The sequence below is a fragment of the Micromonospora sp. NPDC049171 genome (assembly GCF_040648275.1).
Lineage (GTDB): Bacteria > Actinomycetota > Actinomycetes > Mycobacteriales > Micromonosporaceae > Micromonospora.
Map to the genome: position 1 here is coordinate 161,037 of NZ_JBEZDJ010000014.1, position 17,220 is coordinate 178,256.

The 17,220-nt window shown below is 71.0% G+C and carries 12 protein-coding genes; 5 read left to right on the forward strand and 7 right to left on the reverse strand.

The window, feature by feature from the left end:
- Positions 1-46 precede the first annotated feature (46 nt).
- From AB0B14_RS19405 to AB0B14_RS19420, 4 genes are all read left to right on the forward strand, one after another.
- On the forward strand, positions 47-1,237 hold the full coding sequence (locus AB0B14_RS19405; protein WP_357523360.1) for a low temperature requirement protein A: 1,191 nt from the start codon (positions 47-49) through the stop codon (positions 1,235-1,237).
- Positions 1,238-1,332: 95 nt separating this feature from the next.
- A complete protein-coding gene (locus AB0B14_RS19410; protein ID WP_357523362.1) occupies positions 1,333-1,980 on the forward strand; it encodes an ATP-binding cassette domain-containing protein in 648 nt (215 codons plus the stop codon).
- Between the two features lie 78 nt (positions 1,981-2,058).
- Positions 2,059-5,091, forward strand: a complete 3,033-nt coding sequence (locus AB0B14_RS19415) for an FtsX-like permease family protein (RefSeq protein WP_357523364.1) — start codon at positions 2,059-2,061, stop codon at positions 5,089-5,091.
- A complete protein-coding gene (locus AB0B14_RS19420; RefSeq protein ID WP_357523366.1) occupies positions 5,088-6,056 on the forward strand; it encodes an ATP-binding cassette domain-containing protein in 969 nt (322 codons plus the stop codon). The genes AB0B14_RS19415 and AB0B14_RS19420 overlap by 4 nt, the downstream gene beginning before the upstream one ends.
- A gap of 95 nt (positions 6,057-6,151) precedes the next feature.
- On the opposite strand, the gene AB0B14_RS19425 is transcribed toward AB0B14_RS19420, so the two are convergent.
- The 4 genes from AB0B14_RS19425 to AB0B14_RS19440 all read right to left on the reverse strand — a co-directional run bounded on the left by AB0B14_RS19425 (position 6,152) and on the right by AB0B14_RS19440 (position 11,386).
- On the reverse strand, positions 6,152-7,465 hold the full coding sequence (locus AB0B14_RS19425) for a hypothetical protein (RefSeq protein WP_357523368.1): 1,314 nt from the start codon (positions 7,463-7,465) through the stop codon (positions 6,152-6,154).
- A 12-nt stretch (positions 7,466-7,477) separates the two neighbouring features.
- Positions 7,478-9,004: an alkaline phosphatase D family protein gene (locus tag AB0B14_RS19430; protein WP_357523370.1), complete on the reverse strand. Its 1,527-nt coding sequence runs from the start codon at positions 9,002-9,004 to the stop codon at positions 7,478-7,480.
- Between the two features lie 115 nt (positions 9,005-9,119).
- Positions 9,120-10,103 (reverse strand): hypothetical protein, encoded by a 984-nt coding sequence (locus AB0B14_RS19435; protein ID WP_357523372.1) that lies wholly within the window; start codon positions 10,101-10,103, stop codon positions 9,120-9,122.
- Entirely contained in the window at positions 10,100-11,386 is a 1,287-nt protein-coding gene (locus tag AB0B14_RS19440; RefSeq protein WP_357523374.1) for an MFS transporter, read from the reverse strand. The genes AB0B14_RS19435 and AB0B14_RS19440 overlap by 4 nt, the downstream gene beginning before the upstream one ends.
- 221 nt (positions 11,387-11,607) lie before the next feature.
- Here AB0B14_RS19440 and AB0B14_RS19445 point away from each other — a divergent pair, with 221 nt between their 5' ends.
- Positions 11,608-12,987: a DNRLRE domain-containing protein gene (locus AB0B14_RS19445; RefSeq protein WP_357523376.1), complete on the forward strand. Its 1,380-nt coding sequence runs from the start codon at positions 11,608-11,610 to the stop codon at positions 12,985-12,987.
- 158 nt (positions 12,988-13,145) lie between these two features.
- Here the strand turns inward: AB0B14_RS19445 and mmsB are convergent, their stop codons facing one another.
- The 3 genes from mmsB to chvE form a co-directional block, all read right to left on the reverse strand.
- Positions 13,146-14,396, reverse strand: coding sequence for a multiple monosaccharide ABC transporter permease (gene mmsB, locus AB0B14_RS19450; protein WP_357065310.1), 1,251 nt, complete (start codon positions 14,394-14,396; stop codon positions 13,146-13,148).
- On the reverse strand, positions 14,393-15,931 hold the full coding sequence (gene mmsA, locus AB0B14_RS19455; protein WP_357065308.1) for a multiple monosaccharide ABC transporter ATP-binding protein: 1,539 nt from the start codon (positions 15,929-15,931) through the stop codon (positions 14,393-14,395). Before mmsA ends, mmsB begins: the two co-directional genes overlap by 4 nt.
- A gap of 79 nt (positions 15,932-16,010) precedes the next feature.
- Positions 16,011-17,153 (reverse strand): multiple monosaccharide ABC transporter substrate-binding protein, encoded by a 1,143-nt coding sequence (gene chvE / locus AB0B14_RS19460; protein WP_357065306.1) that lies wholly within the window; start codon positions 17,151-17,153, stop codon positions 16,011-16,013.
- Between the last annotated feature and the right edge of the window lie 67 nt (positions 17,154-17,220).

Consider the following 17,220-nt stretch of genomic DNA (forward strand, 5'->3'; position numbering starts at 1 on the left):
CGGGCGTTGGCCTCCGACGAGCTGCGAAACAGACCAGGATGAGCGGATGAGCCGCGTCCACCGGTCCCGGCCGGTGCTGGTCGACGAGGCACACCGGGCCACCACCTTCGAGATCTTCTTCGACCTGGTCCTGGTGTTCGCGCTGACGCGGCTCATCGACTTCATGGCGGAGTCGCTGGGGCCGCTCACCCTCTACCAGGGACTACTGCTCCTGCTCTGGTTCTGGTACGCGTGGAGCTGCTACGCCTGGCTCGGCAATCAGGTCCGGGCGGACAACGGCCCGGTGCTGGCCGGGATGCTCGCGGCGATGGCCGCCATCTTCGTGGCCGCGCTGGTGATCCCGCAGGCGTGGCAGCGCCACGACGGCGCGCTGAGCCCGCCGCTCACCCTGGCCATCGCCTACCTCGTGGTGCGTGGGCTGCACCTCGGCCTGATGACCTACTCCTCGTCCGGCAACCCGCAGTACCGCCGGCAGACCCTGCGCTTCGCCGTGTCCACCACGCTCGCCTGGGTCCCGCTGCTGGTGGGCGCCGTCCTCGGCGGGACCACGCAGACCGTGCTGTGGACTGTGGCGTTCCTCGTCGACTACGGCGGCGGTCGGATCGCCACCGCCGCCAGCTTCGGGGAGGTCCGCAGCGGGGCGCACTTCGCCGAACGCCACGGTCTGGTACTGATCATCGTGCTCGGTGAGTCGCTGCTGTCGGCCGGGGCCGGCGCGGGTCTGTCGATGCTCGCCTGGCCGGTGCTGCTGGCGGCGGTGTTCGGCTTCGCCGCGACCGTCTGCCTGTGGTGGCTCTACTTCGTGGGCGTCGCACCGGCCGCGGCGAAGGTGCTGACCTCGGCCTCGCCGCGCTCCCGCCGCCGCCAGCAACTGGCGTCGGACGCCTACACGCTGGCGCACCTACCGCTGGTCGCCGGAGCCGTCTCCTTCGCCCTGGGCATCCACCTGATCCTCGCGAACCCGACGGAGCAGACACAACCCCGGCACTTCGGCGGGGAGCCGATGAGCTGGTCGGCCATCCTCGTGCTCTACGGCGGCGCCGCGCTCTATCTCACCGGCCGACTGCTGTTCCTCCGGCTGACCGTACACAGCTCACCGGGCCACCTCGTGGCGATCGGCATCGTCCTGCTCCTGATGCCCCTCGCCCGGGCCCTGCCCGCGCTGGCCGCTCTCGGGCTGCTGACGGCCTTCCTCGCCGCCCTGGTCAGCTACGAGCGGCGACCCCGGGTCGACTGACCACCTCGGATCGCTGGCGGATCGACGGGATTGTGCGGGTCCGCCCGCCGTGGCAGTCTGCGGATCCTCGGGTGCCGGAAAAGGGGCGGTGGCACATGCTGAGCATGCACGGAGCGTCAGTGGGCTACGGCGGTGAGCCGGCCGTCCTCCGGGAGATCTCGGTGACGCTCCGACCGGGTCGCATCCTGGCGGTGACCGGGTCGTCGGGCGCGGGCAAGACGACACTGCTCCACGCCCTGGCCGGGCTGCTGCGGCCACGGGACGGCTCGGTGACCGTCGACGGGCAGCCGCTGCGCGACCGTGATCACGCGGTGGAGCACCGGATCGTGCTCGTCCCCCAGGACAACGGCCTGGCCCCGATTCTCACCGCCGCCGAGAATCTTCAGGTGGCGCTCGTGGCCGATGGCGTGACACCACCCGAGGCCCGTCGACAGACCGCCGCGATGCTGGAGCTGCTGGGCCTTGCCGGCCAGGCCGACCAACTCGTCGAGGAGTTGTCAGGTGGCCAACAGCAGCGGACGGCCGTCGCCCGCGGCCTGGCCCTGCGCGGGAGCGTGCTGCTGGCCGACGAGGTGACGAGCGAGCTGGACGCGGGCAACCGGCGGCGGGTGCTGGACCTGTTGCACGACGAGGCGCGGCGGGGCGCGGCCGTCGTGTTCGCCACCCACGACCCGGAGGTGGCCGCCGCCTGCGAAGCGGAGGTGCACCTCGTCGAGGGGCGGGCGGAGATCCTCCGCGACTGAGGCCCGCGATAACCGGTAGGTCTCGGTCCACCCGCACGGGACGGCGGGCCGGCGGGCGGGTCGATAGCCTCGGCGTCAATGCTGACCGTCATCTGGGGTGCGCTCGCGGCCCGCCGGGCACACGCGTTGGCGGTGCTCCTGCTCGCCGTGCTCGCCAGTGCCGCCGCGGCGGCCGCACCGAGCTACGTCGCCGCGGCCGGGCAGGCACTGGCCCGGTATGAGATGTCCACCGCGGAGCCCAACGAGCTTCGCATCCGGCTCGCCGAGGGCGCCGAATACCCGGGGTTGCCCGCCGACCCCACCCACACCGTCTTCACCACCACGGTCAAGCGACTGACGCCGGCCGGGTTCGACGTCGTCCTGGGCGCTCAGAGCGGTGGCGTCGCCGCCGGTCGAGCCGGCGAGGTGACCACCAGCCTGTTCTTCCGAGCGGGGGTGTGTGAGCGGGTCGCGGTGACCGGCGCCTGCCCCCGGGCCAACTCGAGGGGCCAGCTCCCCGAGGTCATGGTCAGCACGCACACCGCCGCGCTGCTCGGTGTCGCCGTCGGCGATCGCTTCACCTTCGCCGAGGTGCCGGTACGGGTGACCGGCATCTACCGACCGCTGGAGGTGACAGATCCGTTCTGGCTCGGCGGGGAATTCATTCGGCCGGCCGCCGGAGGCTCGGCCGGCACGTCGATCCCGGGCAGTGCCCAAGATGCCATCTTCACCGCCGAGGCTGCTCCCCTGCCCGATGACGATGTCATCCTGCACCGGTCGATGGCCGACCTCTACGTCACCGAGACGTTGCTGGACAGCCGGTCCATGCCGGAGTTGCGCGCCGAGGTCATGCGGATGCAGCGGGACGGAAACCGCGAGGGCTTCGGTGCCGGCACCACCGTGACCAGCCTGTTCGACCGCATCGAACGGCAACGCGGGCAACTGGCCGACGGTGTCACGCTGGGCGCCGGGCTGCTCGTGCTGCTCTGCTGGCTGGTGCTCTTCGTCGCGGTCGGCTCGGCGGCGGACCAACGTCGACCGGAGCAGGGCCTGCTCCTGCTCCGCGGGGTGCAACGCCGACGACTGTGGGCGCTGGCGATCGGCGAACACGCCGTCCCCGCGTTGGTCGCGATCCCCCTCGGCTGCTTGGGTGGCGTCGCCGCTGCCACACTGCTCGCCGCGCACACCCTCCCGGCCCGCGCCGACGTCACGCTGGACGCCAACGTCGTCGCCTTCGCCGCCATCGGCGCGGCCGGCGCGCTCGCCGCGGTGCTGCTGGCCCAGGCCCGGATGCTGTCCGCACCGGTCGTCGACCTGCTGCGTCGGGTGCCGGCTCGGGTTCGGGGATGGCGGGCGACGATCGGTGACGTCGTCGCGGTGTCCATCGCGGCAGCCGCCGTGGTGCAGTTGCGCACCGGCGGTTCGCCCAGTGGGCTGGCACTTGTCGCACCGGTCGCCGGGGCGCTCGCCGCGGCCGTTTTGCTGGCACGGGTCGCGATGCTGGCCGGCGCCGCGGTGGGTGCGGCACTGCTGGCGCGGGGGCGCACCGCCGTCGGGCTCGCGCTGGTGCAGGTGGCCCGGCAACCACGGTTCCGGCCGCTGATCGCACTGCTCACCGTCGCCGTCGCCATGCTCGCCTTCACGGCGGCGATGAACGAGGTCGCCTCAGCCGCCTACGGCGATCGGGCGGTCGTGGAGGTCGGCGCGCCGCGCGTGGTCGAGGTCGACGCGCCGTCCCGTTCGCACCTGTTGACGGCCGTGCGGAAGGCTGATCCCGAGGGTCGCTACGCGATGGCCGCGGTCGTGACGAGAACACTCCCCGACGGCGGCACACCAGTGCTCGCCGTGGACTCCGCCCGGCTGGCGACGGTGGCCGTGCCGCATCCGTCCTACGGAGTGTCCTTCGCGGACATCGCACGGGCCATCCGCCCCGCCCCGCCCGGGGAACCGGTGCTGCTGCGGGGGCGGCTGCTCACCGTCGTCATGTCGGCCACCTTCGACGCGGAGGCCTTCGGCGGAAATCAGGTGCAACTCGCAGTAACCGTCTCCAGCGCCAATGGCACCCGGGTGGTCGCCGCACGCCCGGACATCCGGCCGGGGCGCGACGAGTACGTCGTTCAGGTGCCCGAGTGCGTGGCGCAGTGCCGCCTGGTCAAGGTAGAAGTCGTCACCCAGGTGCTGTGGCGGGACCTGACGGTCCACTTCGAGGAGCTGCGCAGCGGCGATGACGGCGCCGACACGGTGGTGCTGACCGGTACGCAGTTCGCCGATCTGAAGCGGTGGCGAAGCGCCGCCACGACGGGTGCCTCGGAGATCAGCGCCACGGGCGGTGCGTCCCCGGCGCTGGCCCTGCAGAAGGGGGAAGGTAGTCCGGGGGCAACCGGCTTCAGTGTTGCCGATTCACCGTTTCCGCTGCCCGTCTACCTGACCGGGTCGGAGGGGACACCGCTCGGCGGGGCTCATGCGTACGAAGGCGTCGACGGGTCACCGACCACGGCCCGGATCGCCGGCGTGGCCGACGGTCTGCCGCAGCTCGGTCGCGCGGGCCTGATCGCCGACCTGGAATACGCTGATCGACTCGCGGTCTCCGGCCAGAGCGGCACCAAGGAGGTGTGGCTGGCCGCGACCGCGCCCGCCGACGTCCTCGACCGGCTTCGCGCCCAGGGTCTGGCGATCGTCGGTGAGCGGACGATCACCGGGGTTCGCCAGGACTTCGATCGGCAGGCTCCGGCGTTGGCGCTGCGCTTCAACCTGTTCGCCGCGCTGGCCGGGGTGCTGATCGGAGCGGCCGGCCTGATCGCGATGGCGGCGGCCGAGCAGCGTAGCCGGGTGGCCATGCTGGTGGCGCTGCGGCGGCAGGGGTTGCCGCCACGCGCCGTCCGTGGCGGCTACGGGTTACCGGTCGCGGTCGCCGCCGTGTCGGGCGGTCTCGTCACCCTGGTGATCTGGCTGCTCACCCGAAGCGGGCAGCGGTTGTTCGGTGACGGCCGCTCCCCGGTCCCGATCCCCGAATGGCCGGACATCGGCCGTCTGCTGGTGTTCGTGGTGCCCACGGTCACGCTGTTCACCCTCACCGCGGTCGTCCTCGGTCGGGTCGTCGCCGCCTCGGTACGCCGCCGGAGCAGTCGATGAGCACCGCACCGCACGACGAGCCGACGAGCACCGCACCGCGCGACGAGCCGCTGAGCGCCGCACCGCGCTCGGGTGGGGGTGTGGCCGTCACCTGCCACCGGCTCATCCACATCTACCCCACCGCGAACGGCGACGTCGTCGCGCTCTCCGGCGTGGACCTGCGCATCGACGCCGGCGAGATGTTGGCGCTGGTGGGCCCCTCCGGCTCGGGAAAGTCCACTCTGGTGGCGATTCTCGGCGGGCTCATGCAGCCGTCCGCCGGGCGCGTGCACGTGGGCGACCACGAGCTGTCCCGACTCTCCGCCAAGGGCCTGGCCGCCCTTCGCGGGGCCACGGTCGGCACGGTGTTGCAGGGTGCCGAACGCAACCTGCTGCCGTACGTGTCGCTGTCCCGCAACATCTGGTTGGCGCAGCGACCCGCGGCACGCCTCGCCGGGCGCCGGCTCGATCCGCCGGAGGCGATCCTGGAACTGGTCGGCCTCGCCGGTGCCGGCGCGCGGCGGGTGGGCGACCTGACCCCGGGGCAGCGTCAGCGGGCCGCTCTGGCGCAGGGGCTCGCGGCCGGGCCCGGGCTGCTCCTGGTCGACGAGCCGACCAGCCAGCTCGACGCGTCCGGTCGGGACGAGGTGCTCGCGGCGCTGGCCACCGTCAACGCCCAGCGGGGCACCACTGTGGTCGTGGTGACCCACGACGGCGAGGTGGGTGCCCGGCTGGGCCGAGCGGTCACCATCCGGGACGGTCGGGTCGGGGCCGAGGGGCGGGACGGCCGGGACTTCGCCGTGGTGGCCGGCGACGGCACGATCCAGTTGCCGCCCGAGACGTTGGCGGCCTTCCCGGCCGGGACGCTGTTCGAGGTCGACCACGCCGACCGGTCGGTCACTCTGCGCGCCGTCACGTCCTCGTCGTCCTCACCGGACGAGGCGGCCAACGCCAGCGGTGCGCCCGACCGCGCCGCCGGAATGTGATCGACTCGGTTGTGCCGAAGTCGCGGTGTCCCCGGTAGCGGGACACCGCGACCTCACCGAACCCGAGTGGATCACGCCGGCCGTGGCTGCCCGCCTCAGCCCGCCGCCGGGGTGCCCCGTGCCTTCAGCCGGCGCAGCTCGTCGGCGGACATCAGCCAGGTCGAGTTCGTCGCGCCCAACCCGAGGAGCACCTGGTCGAAGGCGTTGCCGTCGTTGTCGTCGGTGTAGCAGACGCTCACCTCGCCCCACGGCGACGCGGCGACGGCCACCTGCTCCTGCCGGCCGGTCGTGGTCTGGCTCAGCGCCTGGGCCGCCAGGCGGCCGGTGGACGTGCCGTCCGGGTTGAGGCCCCGCGCCCAGACGTCCGGGTTGCTGCCCGACACCGTCCAGCCCACCACCACGTTGTCCTGGTCGTCGATGCCGACGCCGGGAGTGCCGGCACCGGCACCGGTGGAGACCTGGACCTCGTCGTGCCGGGCGGTACCGGCGGAGGTGAACGACCGCGCCCAGACACCTCGGGTGCCGGTGTGGTCGGATTCCCACCCGACGGTGAAGTCCCCGGCGACGTTCGCCGCGACCGAGGCGCGCTGCTGCTGCCCGCCACTCTGCGCGTTGGCGGTCCGCCGCGACAGCACCACGGCGCCGTTGGACCGGGCCAGGCGGGTCAACCCGATGTTGTACGACCCGTTCGCGTCGGCGTCCTCGTCCCAGACCACAAGTGCCTCACCGGCGGCGGACACCGCCACGTCGGGGCGGTGGTGCGTGCCCGTCGTCTGCGAGGCGGTCACCTCGTACCCCTTGGTGGTGGCCGCGGTGTAGCCGGCGGCCTTCACGGTGGCCGGGGCGGTCCCCTGGACGTCCTCCCAGACCACGGTGAAGCCGACCCCGGCGGTGGTCGGCGCGCCATCCGGGTCGAGGGCCACCTTCGGCCAGATCTGCTGCCCGGCGTCACTGGCGTTGGCCTGCCCCGAGCCGAGCACCGCGCCGCTGGGCGACACCACCCGGTACTGGATGTTGTAGACGCCGTTGCCGTCGCCGTCGGCCGCCCAGACCACCACGGCGTTACCCCGGTCGTCGAGCCCCACGTCCGGGCTGATGTGCCGCCAGGCGGCCCCGCTGGTGCCGCCGCCGGAGAGCTTCAGCTCGTAGGCGGGCGTGCCGTCGCGGAACAGGCGCAGGTAGATCTCGCTGTGGGTGTCGTCCTCGGGCGCGGCGCTGTCCCGGTCGTCCTCCCACACCACGGCGACCTGGCCGTTGCGGTTCATGGCGATGCCGGGCAGGTCCTGGTCGCCGGTGGCCACGCTGTTCGCGGTGGTCCAGGTGACCGCCTCGGCGGTGACGGCGATCGGGGCCGGTGCCAGGTTTCCGACCAGCAGGGACGCGGCGAGCAGTGACGTGATTGCGGTCATGGTGGTTCTCCTTTACCCGGCCTGCAGGCCGGGCTGGCCGTCGAGGATGACGAACGAGCGCACCGTGGACGCCGCGGCGCCGTGCTCGGTCACCGTGTTCACCGCGCGGAAGTCCGCGCGGACCTGGCTGCGACTGATCGTGGTACGCACGTAGCCACGCCGGTCCGAGTAGAACTTCAGGTGCGGGTTGGTCGCCGCGTTCGGGATGGTGGTGCTGCCGGTGCCGTTGCCGGTCGAGCTGATCGAGGTGCAGACCAGTTCGGTGCCGATGGTGGCCGAGGCGGGGTTGGCGTAGTCGGCCTTGAGGTCGTTGGCCCACGACCGGTGCACGTCGCCGGTGAGCACCAGCGGGTTGCGCACTCCGCGCTGCTGCCAGCCGGTCTGGATCCGGCTGCGGGAGGCCCGGTAGCCGTCCCACGCGTCCATGCTCGCCGCCCCGTTCGCGTCGAGCTGTTGGGCGAAGAAGACCTGCTGGCCGAGGATGTCCCAGGTGCCGTAGCGCTGGGCCAGTCCGTCGAGCAGCCACGCCTCCTGGTTCGCCCCGGTCAGGGACCGGGAGGCCAGGTCGGCGTCCGCGCAGACCTTCCAGCCGTCCCCGCAGGCCTGGTCGTCGCGGAACTGCCGGGTGTCGAGCATGTGGAAGGTGGCGAGCTGTCCCCACCGCACCCGCCGGTACAGCGGGATGCTGTTGCCGCTGGCGGCGGAGGTTGGCCGCAGCGGCATGTTCTCGTAGTACGCCCGGTACGCGGCCGTGCGCCGAGCGGTCCACTGCGCGGCGGTCAGCGTCGGGCTGCTGTCGGCGCGGACCATGGTGGCGTAGTTGTTCTCCACCTCGTGGTCGTCCGGCACCACCAGCCAGGGTGCCGCCGCGTGCGCCGCCTGGAGGTCCGGGTCGGACTTGTAGAGCGCGTACCGGCGGCGGTAGTCGGCAAGCGACACGATCTCGGCGCCGATGTGCTGCCGGACCGCGGAGGTGTTGACGCCACCCTCGTAGATGTAGTCGCCGAGGTGCAGGATCAGTCCGGGGTTCTCCTCGGCCATCCGCCGGTACGCCGTGTAGTAGCCGGCCTCGTAGTGGGCGCAGGAGGCGAAGGCCATCACCAGGTCACGGCCGAAGGTGCCGGGCGCCGGGGCGGTCCGGGTCCGCCCGACCGGGGAGATTTGACCCTGGGCCCGGAATCGGTAGTAGTAGTCGGAGTCGGCGGCGAGCCCGCCGGCGATCGCGTGCACGGAGTGCGCGTCGGCGTAGCGGGCGGTCACCGAGCCGGAGGCGACGAGCGAGGTGAACCGGTCGGTGGTGGACACCTGCCACTCCACTGGCACGTCCGCGTTGGCCATGCCGCCCTGTCCGTCGGCGTTGAGGGGCGACGGTGCCAGCCGGGTCCACAGGACCACGCTGTCCGGCGCCGGGTCACCGGACGCCACACCGAGTTTGAAGGGGTACGGCACCGCGGCGCGGGCACCCTGGCGGGGTGTCACCGCGACGCCGGCTACCACGAGTCCACCGAGGACGAAGATGCGACGGCTCAGCCTTGTCATGGTCAACAGCCTTGAGAACGTCGATGAACGGCGATGGGTGCGGCGCGGAATCCCACATGACGGAAGGCTGTCCGCACCACGGCGGTCAGGTGTCCTGGCCGCCCGGCAGTCGCCGTCAGCCCAGCGGTGCCGGAGACTCCGCGCCCGGAATGGTCAGCTTCGGCGCACCGGACCCGTCAGCCGGGACACTCCAGACGTCGGGCAGGCCGTCGTCCTGGCGAATCGTGTAGGCGAGCGTCCCGCCGTCCAACCAGGCGGCCTGGTCGTCGACGCTGCGGCTCTCGGCCGTCGCCGTGACCCGCATGGTCGCCAGCTCCAGGACCGACAGACGCCAGCCCTTCGCCGGGTCGGCGTCGACCGCCTCCTTGAAGGCGATCCGGGTGCCGTCGGGTGACAGCGACGGGCACTCGACGTTCTCCTTCAGCGTCTCGACCGTACGGGCGGCGACGTCACCCCGAACGAGGTAGCGCCTGCCCGCGGTGGACATGGTGGCGTAGAAGCGGTTGTCGTCGGCGGTGAAGGTGACGCCCCAGTAGTTGACGTCCGGGCTGCGGTAGCTCCGCCCGTCCCGGGTGATCGCGAACTCCTCCAGCGAGGTCACCGTGGCGCCGGTGGTGGTGTCGAGGATCCCGGTGCGGGTGGAGAAGCCGCTGGCCGTGTAGGAGTCGCCGCCGACGAACGTCGTCCAGGAGACCATCCGGCCGGAGGCCGAGACGCGGGCCCGGTTCGGCAGACCCGGTACGCCGACCGCCCGGGTCTGCCGCAGCGCCGCGTCGAGCACGACGACCTGGTACGACCAGGCGGTCTCCGGTTTCAGACAGACGCCGGTGCCCGCGGCGGCGTACACCCGCAGGCATTCCAGGGCGGAGACGGTGCGCGGCCCGGTGGGGTCGGCCGTGGCGACGGTGGACAGGTGCCGGTCGGTGATGGCCAGCAGGCGGGGGCCGGGTGCCAGGGTGACCGCCTGGTCGCCGCCGACGGCTGGCGGTGTCCGGGCGGGTTCCGCGGCCACGGCCACGTAGCCGGCCGCCACACTGCCCAGCAGCACGGCCGAGGCGACCACCACGCCGAGTTTCGCTCGGGTCGACAACACGGTCATCGGGACACCCTCCGGGTGACGAGACGGGACGGGGCGGTCAGCAGGAGCAGCGTGCCGACCAGTACGCCGGCGACGGCCACGGCCGCCGCCCGGATCGCGGCCTGCGGCCCCCACGCCTGCCAGGCCAGACCGAACAGGACGGAGGAGACGAGGTATGCGAGGGCCTGCCCGGTCTGCACCAGCGCGATCCCGGTGGTCCGCAGCCGTGCCGGCAGTATCGGGCCGGCGAGCGCGATGAGCACCCCGTCGGTGGCGGCGTAGAACCCGCCGTACAGCAGAAGCGTCAGCGCGATCAGCGGCCCGCCGTCGACCGGACCGGCCAGCAGCAGGTACGTCGCACCGAGGGCGGTGTAGCCGCCGAGCACCACCGGTAGCCGGCCGATCCGGTCGGCGAGTACGCCGAGCGGGGCGGCGAGCAGCAGGTAGGCCAGACTGGTGCCCACCGCGAGCAGGGGAAACCAGCGCAGTCCGAGGTCCTCGCGGCGTTGCAGGAGCAGGTAGACGAAACCGTCGCCGATGGTGGCCAGCCCGAGCAGCGCCGCGGCCAGCACGAGCCGACGGGCGGGCCCTGCGCGCAGCAGACCGAACGCCTCGCGTACGGAGACGGTCGGGCCGTCCGTCGTCTGGTCGGTGGGACGCTCCCGGACGAAGAGCACCAGGACGACGACGGCCAGGGCGGCGACGCAGAAGCTGGTGACGAAGACCGCGTCGTACGACTGCCCGACGACGAGCAGGACGGCGAACGCGGCGAGCGGCCCGAGGAACGCGCCGACGCTGTCCATCGCCCGGTGCACCCCGAACGCCCGGCCCAGCGCCTCGGGCGGCGTGGAGAGCGTGATCAGCGCGTCGCGCGGGGCGCTGCGCACACCCTTGCCGAGCCGGTCGACGGCGATGACCGCGCCGATCGCCGGTATGGACCGGCCGGCGAGCAGCAGGCCGAGTTTCGCGACCGCCGAGAGGGTGTAGCCGATGCCGGCGATCAGCTTGCGCCGCCGGAACCGGTCGGCGGCGAACCCACCGACGACCCGCAGCAGTGCGGTGGCGCCGGTGTGGACGCCGTCGAGCACACCGAAGGCCACCGGGCTGAGCTGGAGGCCCAGTACCAGGTAGAGCGGCAGGACGGCGGCCACCATCTCGGCGGAGACATCGGTGATCAGGCTGACCGCGCCGAGTGCGACGACGTTGCCGCTGACCAGGGCGAGCCGTCGACGCCGTGGCCCCGACTCGGGCGGGTCGGCGTCGGGCGGGTCGGCGGCCGGTCGGGAGACGGTCGACAGGTACACGAGCAGCTCCTCGGATCGACAACTGCCGGTCAGCCATCGTCCGTACTCATCGGAGCGGGCACAACGGACCGTGCGCGGCAGCGAGGCGAGGCGCGGATGAACGCCTCGCGAACATCGAGGTGTTCGCCTGCCCGGACGCGGTGTTCATCCGCCCGTCGCCCACCAGCCGATCGACGCTCCTACATTCCTTGCGCTTCACACCCGCAGCGAAGGAGTCCTGGATGGACATTCGATTCCCCCGTCCGTCGATCACGATCGGGGCGGTCGCGGTGCTCGTCGCGGCCACCGCCGCCGTCGTGGTGACCGGTGCCGACGCGGCGTCGGCGGCGAGCGTGACGTTCACGCCGGTCGCCGACACCTACGTCCAGAACGACGCGGCGTCCACCAACTACGGCACGTCCACGCAGGTCGTTGTCGACAACTCGCCCGTGCGGCGCTCGTTCCTGCGCTTCACCGTGAGCGGTGTCAGCGGCACGGTGACGAGTGCCAAGCTGCGCCTGCGCACGATCAGCGGCAACGACGGCAGCGACGCCGGCGGCACGTTCCGCCGGATGTCCAACACGACGTGGTCGGAGACCGGCACCACCTGGAACAACCAGCCGGCCATCGACGGGGCCACGCTCGGCACCATCGGCGCGGTCAGCGGCAACACCTGGTACGAGGTCGACGTCACGGCCGCCGTCACCGGCAACGGGACGTACAGCTTCGGTGCGACCTCCGCCAGCGGCGACGGCGCCTACTACGACACGCGTGAGAGTGGTGCCGACGCGCCGCAACTGGTGGTCACCACCGGGACCACCACGCCACCGGATTCCGGGGACCCGGTGTTCGTCGGTGCCGGCGACATCGCCGACTCCGGCTCCGGCGACAGCGCCACCGCGACGCTGCTCGACAGCATCCCGGGAACGGTCTTCACCACCGGCGACAACGTCTACGACAGTGGCACCGCGTCGCAGTTCAGCAGCTACTACGAGCCCACCTGGGGCCGGCACAAGAGCCGCACCCGCCCGTCGCCGGGCAACCACGACTACAACACGCCGGGCGCGACCGGCTACTACAACTACTTCGGTACGTCCGCCGGCCCGAGCGGCCGCGGCTACTACTCGTTCGACCTCGGCAACTGGCACATCGTGTCGCTGAACTCGAACATCAGCATGTCGGCGGGTTCGACCCAGGAGCAGTGGCTGCGCGCGGACCTGGCCGCCAGCGGCAAGCCGTGCACGCTCGCCTACTGGCACCACCCGCTGTTCACGTCCAGCTCCAACCACGCGCCGTCGACGTCGACGCGCCCGCTGTACCAGGCGCTCTACGACTACAACGCCGACGTCGTGGTGTGGGGGCACAACCACGTGTACGAGCGCTTCGCACCGATGAACCCGTCCGGTGGCGCCGACTCCAGCCGGGGCCTGCGCAGCTTCGTCGCCGGCATGGGCGGCGCCAGCCACTACGGCTTCGGCACCATCCAGCCCAACAGCGAGGCCCGCAACAGCTCGGCCTGGGGCGTCCTGAAGTTCACCCTGCACTCCAACAGCTACAACTGGCAGTTCGTACCGGTAGCCGGCCAAACCTACAACGACAGCGGCACCACCACCTGCCACTGACCGCGTGGATCCCGCCGTGCCGTTCGCGTCGCGGCGGGATCGTCTCGCGCTCGACCAGCGTGCCGGGCGCCGAGGCGGGCCTGGTACCCCGACAACCACCTGTGACGCGTGGCCCCCGCCCGCAAGGGGGCAGGGGCCACGGTCGTGCTGTCGCTACGTCAGCGAGCCGTGCCGGCCCGGCGCTTGTTGTAGACGTCGAAGGCGACCGCGACGAGCAGGACGAGGCCCTTCACCACCGACTGGGTCGACTGGTCGATGCCCATCAGCTGCATGCCGTTGCTCATCACCGCCATGATCAGACCGCCGACCATGGCGCCGACCACGGTGCCCACCCCACCGGTGACCGCCGCGCCGCCGATGAAGGCCGCGGCGATCGCGTCCAGCTCGAACATGTTGCCGGCTGCGGGCTGGGCACCATTCGACCGCGAGGAGTAGATGACACCGGCCACCGCGGCCAGGAAGCCCATGTTGACGAACATCCAGAAGTTGACGGTGCGGACCTTCACCCCGGACAGCGCCGCCGCCGACAGGTTGCCGCCGATCGCGTAGACCTGGCGACCGAAGACGGTCCGCCGGGTGAGCAGGCCGTAGACCAGCACCAGCACCGCCAGGATGATCAGCACGATCGGCAGGCCGCGAGCGTGTGCCAACTGCCAGGCGAAGTACATGATGACCGCGCCGACCAGCACGACCCGCGCGACGAACAGCGGGAACGACTCGACGGGCTGCTGGTAGCGGATGCGCGCCACGCGGGTGCGGAAACCACTCACCGCGTACCCGGCCACGGCCACCGCGCCGATCAGCAGCGTGAAGGCGTCGAAACCCTGCCCGCCGAGCAGACCGTTGAGGAAGCCCGCCGCGACCTTCTGGTACTCGGCCGGGAACGGCGACAGCGAGATGTTGTCGAGCACCCGCAGGGTCAGACCCCGGAACAGCAGCATGCCGGCCAGGGTGACGATGAAGGCTGGAATGCCGGCGTACGCCACCCAGAAGCCGTGCCACGCGCCGACCGCGACGCCGACGGCGATCGCGGCGACGACGCCGACCCACCAGGGATAGCCCTGCTGGATCACCAGAACGGCGGAGACCGCTCCGGTCAGCGCGACGACCGATCCGACCGACAGGTCGATGTGCCCGCCGATGATCAGGATGACCATCCCGATCGCGAGCACCAGAATGTACGAGTACTGAAGAACGATGTTGGTGATGTTGCCGGGGCTCAGCAGCACCCCGTCGGTCAGGATCGCGAAGAACGCGACGATGACGACCAGGGCGACGTAGATCCCGCTCTGCCGCAGGTTGTTCAACACCAGCGCCCGCAGGTCGTTCGTCCCGCTGTGCAGAGCGGCGGCGGGTGTGCCGTCCGGAGTCGCCGGGCTCTCCGTCGGAGGGGTCTTGATGCTGGTCACGCGACGAGCTCCTTGTCCTTGGTCATCAGCTCCATGAGGCTCTCCTGAGTTGCCTCGGCCACCGGCATCTCACCGGTGATCCGGCCGGCGGCGAGGGTGTAGATGCGGTCGCACATCCCGAGCAACTCCGGCAGCTCCGAGGAGATGACGATCACCGCCTTGCCGGCGGCCACCAGCCGGTTGATGATCGTGTAGATCTCGAACTTGGCACCGACGTCGATCCCCCGGGTCGGTTCGTCCAGGATCAGCACATCCGGGTCGGTGAACAGCCACTTCGACAGGACGACCTTCTGCTGGTTGCCGCCGGAGAGCTTGCCGACGACCGCCATGACGCTCGGCGTCCTGATGTTCATCTCCCGCCGGCTCGCCTCGGCAACCTTGATCTCCTCGTTGCCGTTCACCCAGCCCATGCGGGACAGCCGGTCCAGGGCGGCGGCGGACACGTTGCGGCGGACGTCGTCGATGAGGTTCAGACCGTACCTCTTGCGGTCTTCGGTGACGTAGGCGATGCCGTTGTCGATCGCCTCGGCGACGGTACGCGCCTGCACCTCCCGACCGCGCACGAAGAGTCGGCCCCGGATGTCGCGGCCGTACGACCGACCGAACACGCTCATCGCCAGTTCGGTGCGCCCCGCGCCCATCAGGCCCGCGATGCCGACGACCTCGCCGGCGCGGACGGACAGGGCCACGTCCTCGACGACCATCCGGTCCTGCACCGGGTGCCGCACCGTCCAGTCCTCGATCCGGAGGACCTCCTCGCCGGGGGACGACTCGCGGTCGGGGTAGAAGCTGTCCAGGTCGCGCCCGACCATGCCCCGGATGATCCGCTGCTGGGTCACCTCGTCGGAGCGCATGTCGAGAGTCTCCACCGCGCGCCCGTCCCGGATGACCGTGGTCGAGTCGGCGATGGCGGTGATCTCGTTGAGCTTGTGCGAGATCATGATGCAGGTGATGCCCTGGTCCTTCAGGGCCCGCAACAGGTCGAGCAGGTGTGCCGAGTCGATGTCGTTGAGAGCGGCGGTCGGCTCGTCCAGGATCAGCAGGCGCACCTTCTTCGACAGCGCCTTGGCGATCTCCACCAACTGCTGCTTGCCGACGCCGAGCTGGATGACCGGGGTGACCGGGTTCTCGTGCAGCCCGACCGACGCCAGCAGCTTGGCGGCGTCGGCGTTGGCCAGGTTCCAGTCGATGAGCCCGAGGCGGTTGCGCCGCTCGCTGCCGAGGAAGATGTTCTCCGCGATCGACAGGTACGGCACCAGGGCAAGCTCCTGGTGGATGATGACGATGCCGTTGGCCTCGCTGTCGCGGATGCCACGGAACTGCATCGGCTTGCCGTCGAAGAAGATCTCGCCGTCGTACGAGCCGGACGGGTAGACGCCGGACAGCACCTTCATCAGGGTGGACTTGCCGGCGCCGTTCTCACCGCAGATGGCGTGGATCTCACCACGGCGTACTGCGAGGGTGACGTCCTCCAGCGCGGTCACGCCGGGGAAGGTCTTCGTGATGCGACGCATCTCGAGGATGGTGTCGTCCATGGTCACTGTCCTCCGTCAGGTCTGGACGGGTACGCCCAGACGTCGGGCCCGGCGGCGACCGCCGGGCCCGACGATTGGCTTACTTCTTGGCCTGACCGGCGGCGACCTCTTCCGCCGTCCAGTAGCCGGAGTCGATCAGCGCGGTCTTGATGTCGTCCTTGTAGACCGTGACGATCGGGAGCAGGTACGACGGGACGACCTTGACACCGTTGTTGTACGTCTTGGTGTCGTTGGCCTGCGGCTCCTTCTTCTGCAGGAACGCCTCGGCGGCGTTCACGGCCTGGTCGGCCAGCAGGCGGGTGTCCTTGAAGACCGTGGAGCTCTGCACGCCGTCGTTGATCAGCTTGATCGAGGCGATCTCGGCGTCCTGGCCGGTCACCACCGGGAGCTTCTTCGCCCCGGTGCCGTAGCCGGCGTTCTGCAGGGCGGTGATGATGCCCCGGGAGATGCCGTCGTACGGCGACAGCACACCGTCGACCTTCGAGCCGTCGTTGTAGCTGGAGGTGAGCAGGTTCTCCATGCGCTTCTGCGCGGTCTCCTGCTGCCACCGCAGGGTGGCGACCTGCTCGGGCGTGGTCTGCTTGGACTTGACGACAAGCGTGCCGTCATCGACGAACGGCTTGAGCGTGTCCATCGCCCCGCTGAAGAAGAACTGCGTGTTGTTGTCGTCCAGCGACCCCGCGAAGAGCTCGACGTTCAGCGGCCCCTTGGCGGTGCCCTTCGAGCCGTCCTTGTTGAGCAGGCCGAGCCCGACGAGCAGCGCGGTGCCCTGGGCGACGCCGACCTTGTAGTTGTCGAAGCTGACGTAGAAGTCGACGTCCTTGCTGCCGCGGATCAGCCGGTCGTAGGAGATGACCGGAATCTTCGCGGACGCGGCGGCCTGCAGCTGGCTGCTGAGCGCCGTGCCGTCGATCGCCGCGATGACCAGGACGTCAGCACCCTGGGTAATCATCTGGTCGACCTGCTGCGACTGGGTGGGGATGTCGTCGCCAGCGTACTGGAGGTCGACCTTGTAGCCCTTCGCCTCAAGCTTGGACTTCACCGCGTTGCCGTCGGCGATCCACCGCTCCGAGGTCTGGGTCGGCATCGACACACCGATGGTCAGGTCGCCAGGCTTGGCGTCGCTCTTGTCGTCACCACTGCCGGCACCCCCGCCACTGCACGCCGCCATACTCAGCGTCAGCATCGCGCCGCCGAGAGCAACCAGGAATCTCCTGCCCACGGGCCTCTCCTCTCTGGACTCCCCCGTCGAGTGCCGGGGCCAAAACTGTCACCTTTCGGGGTAGTGT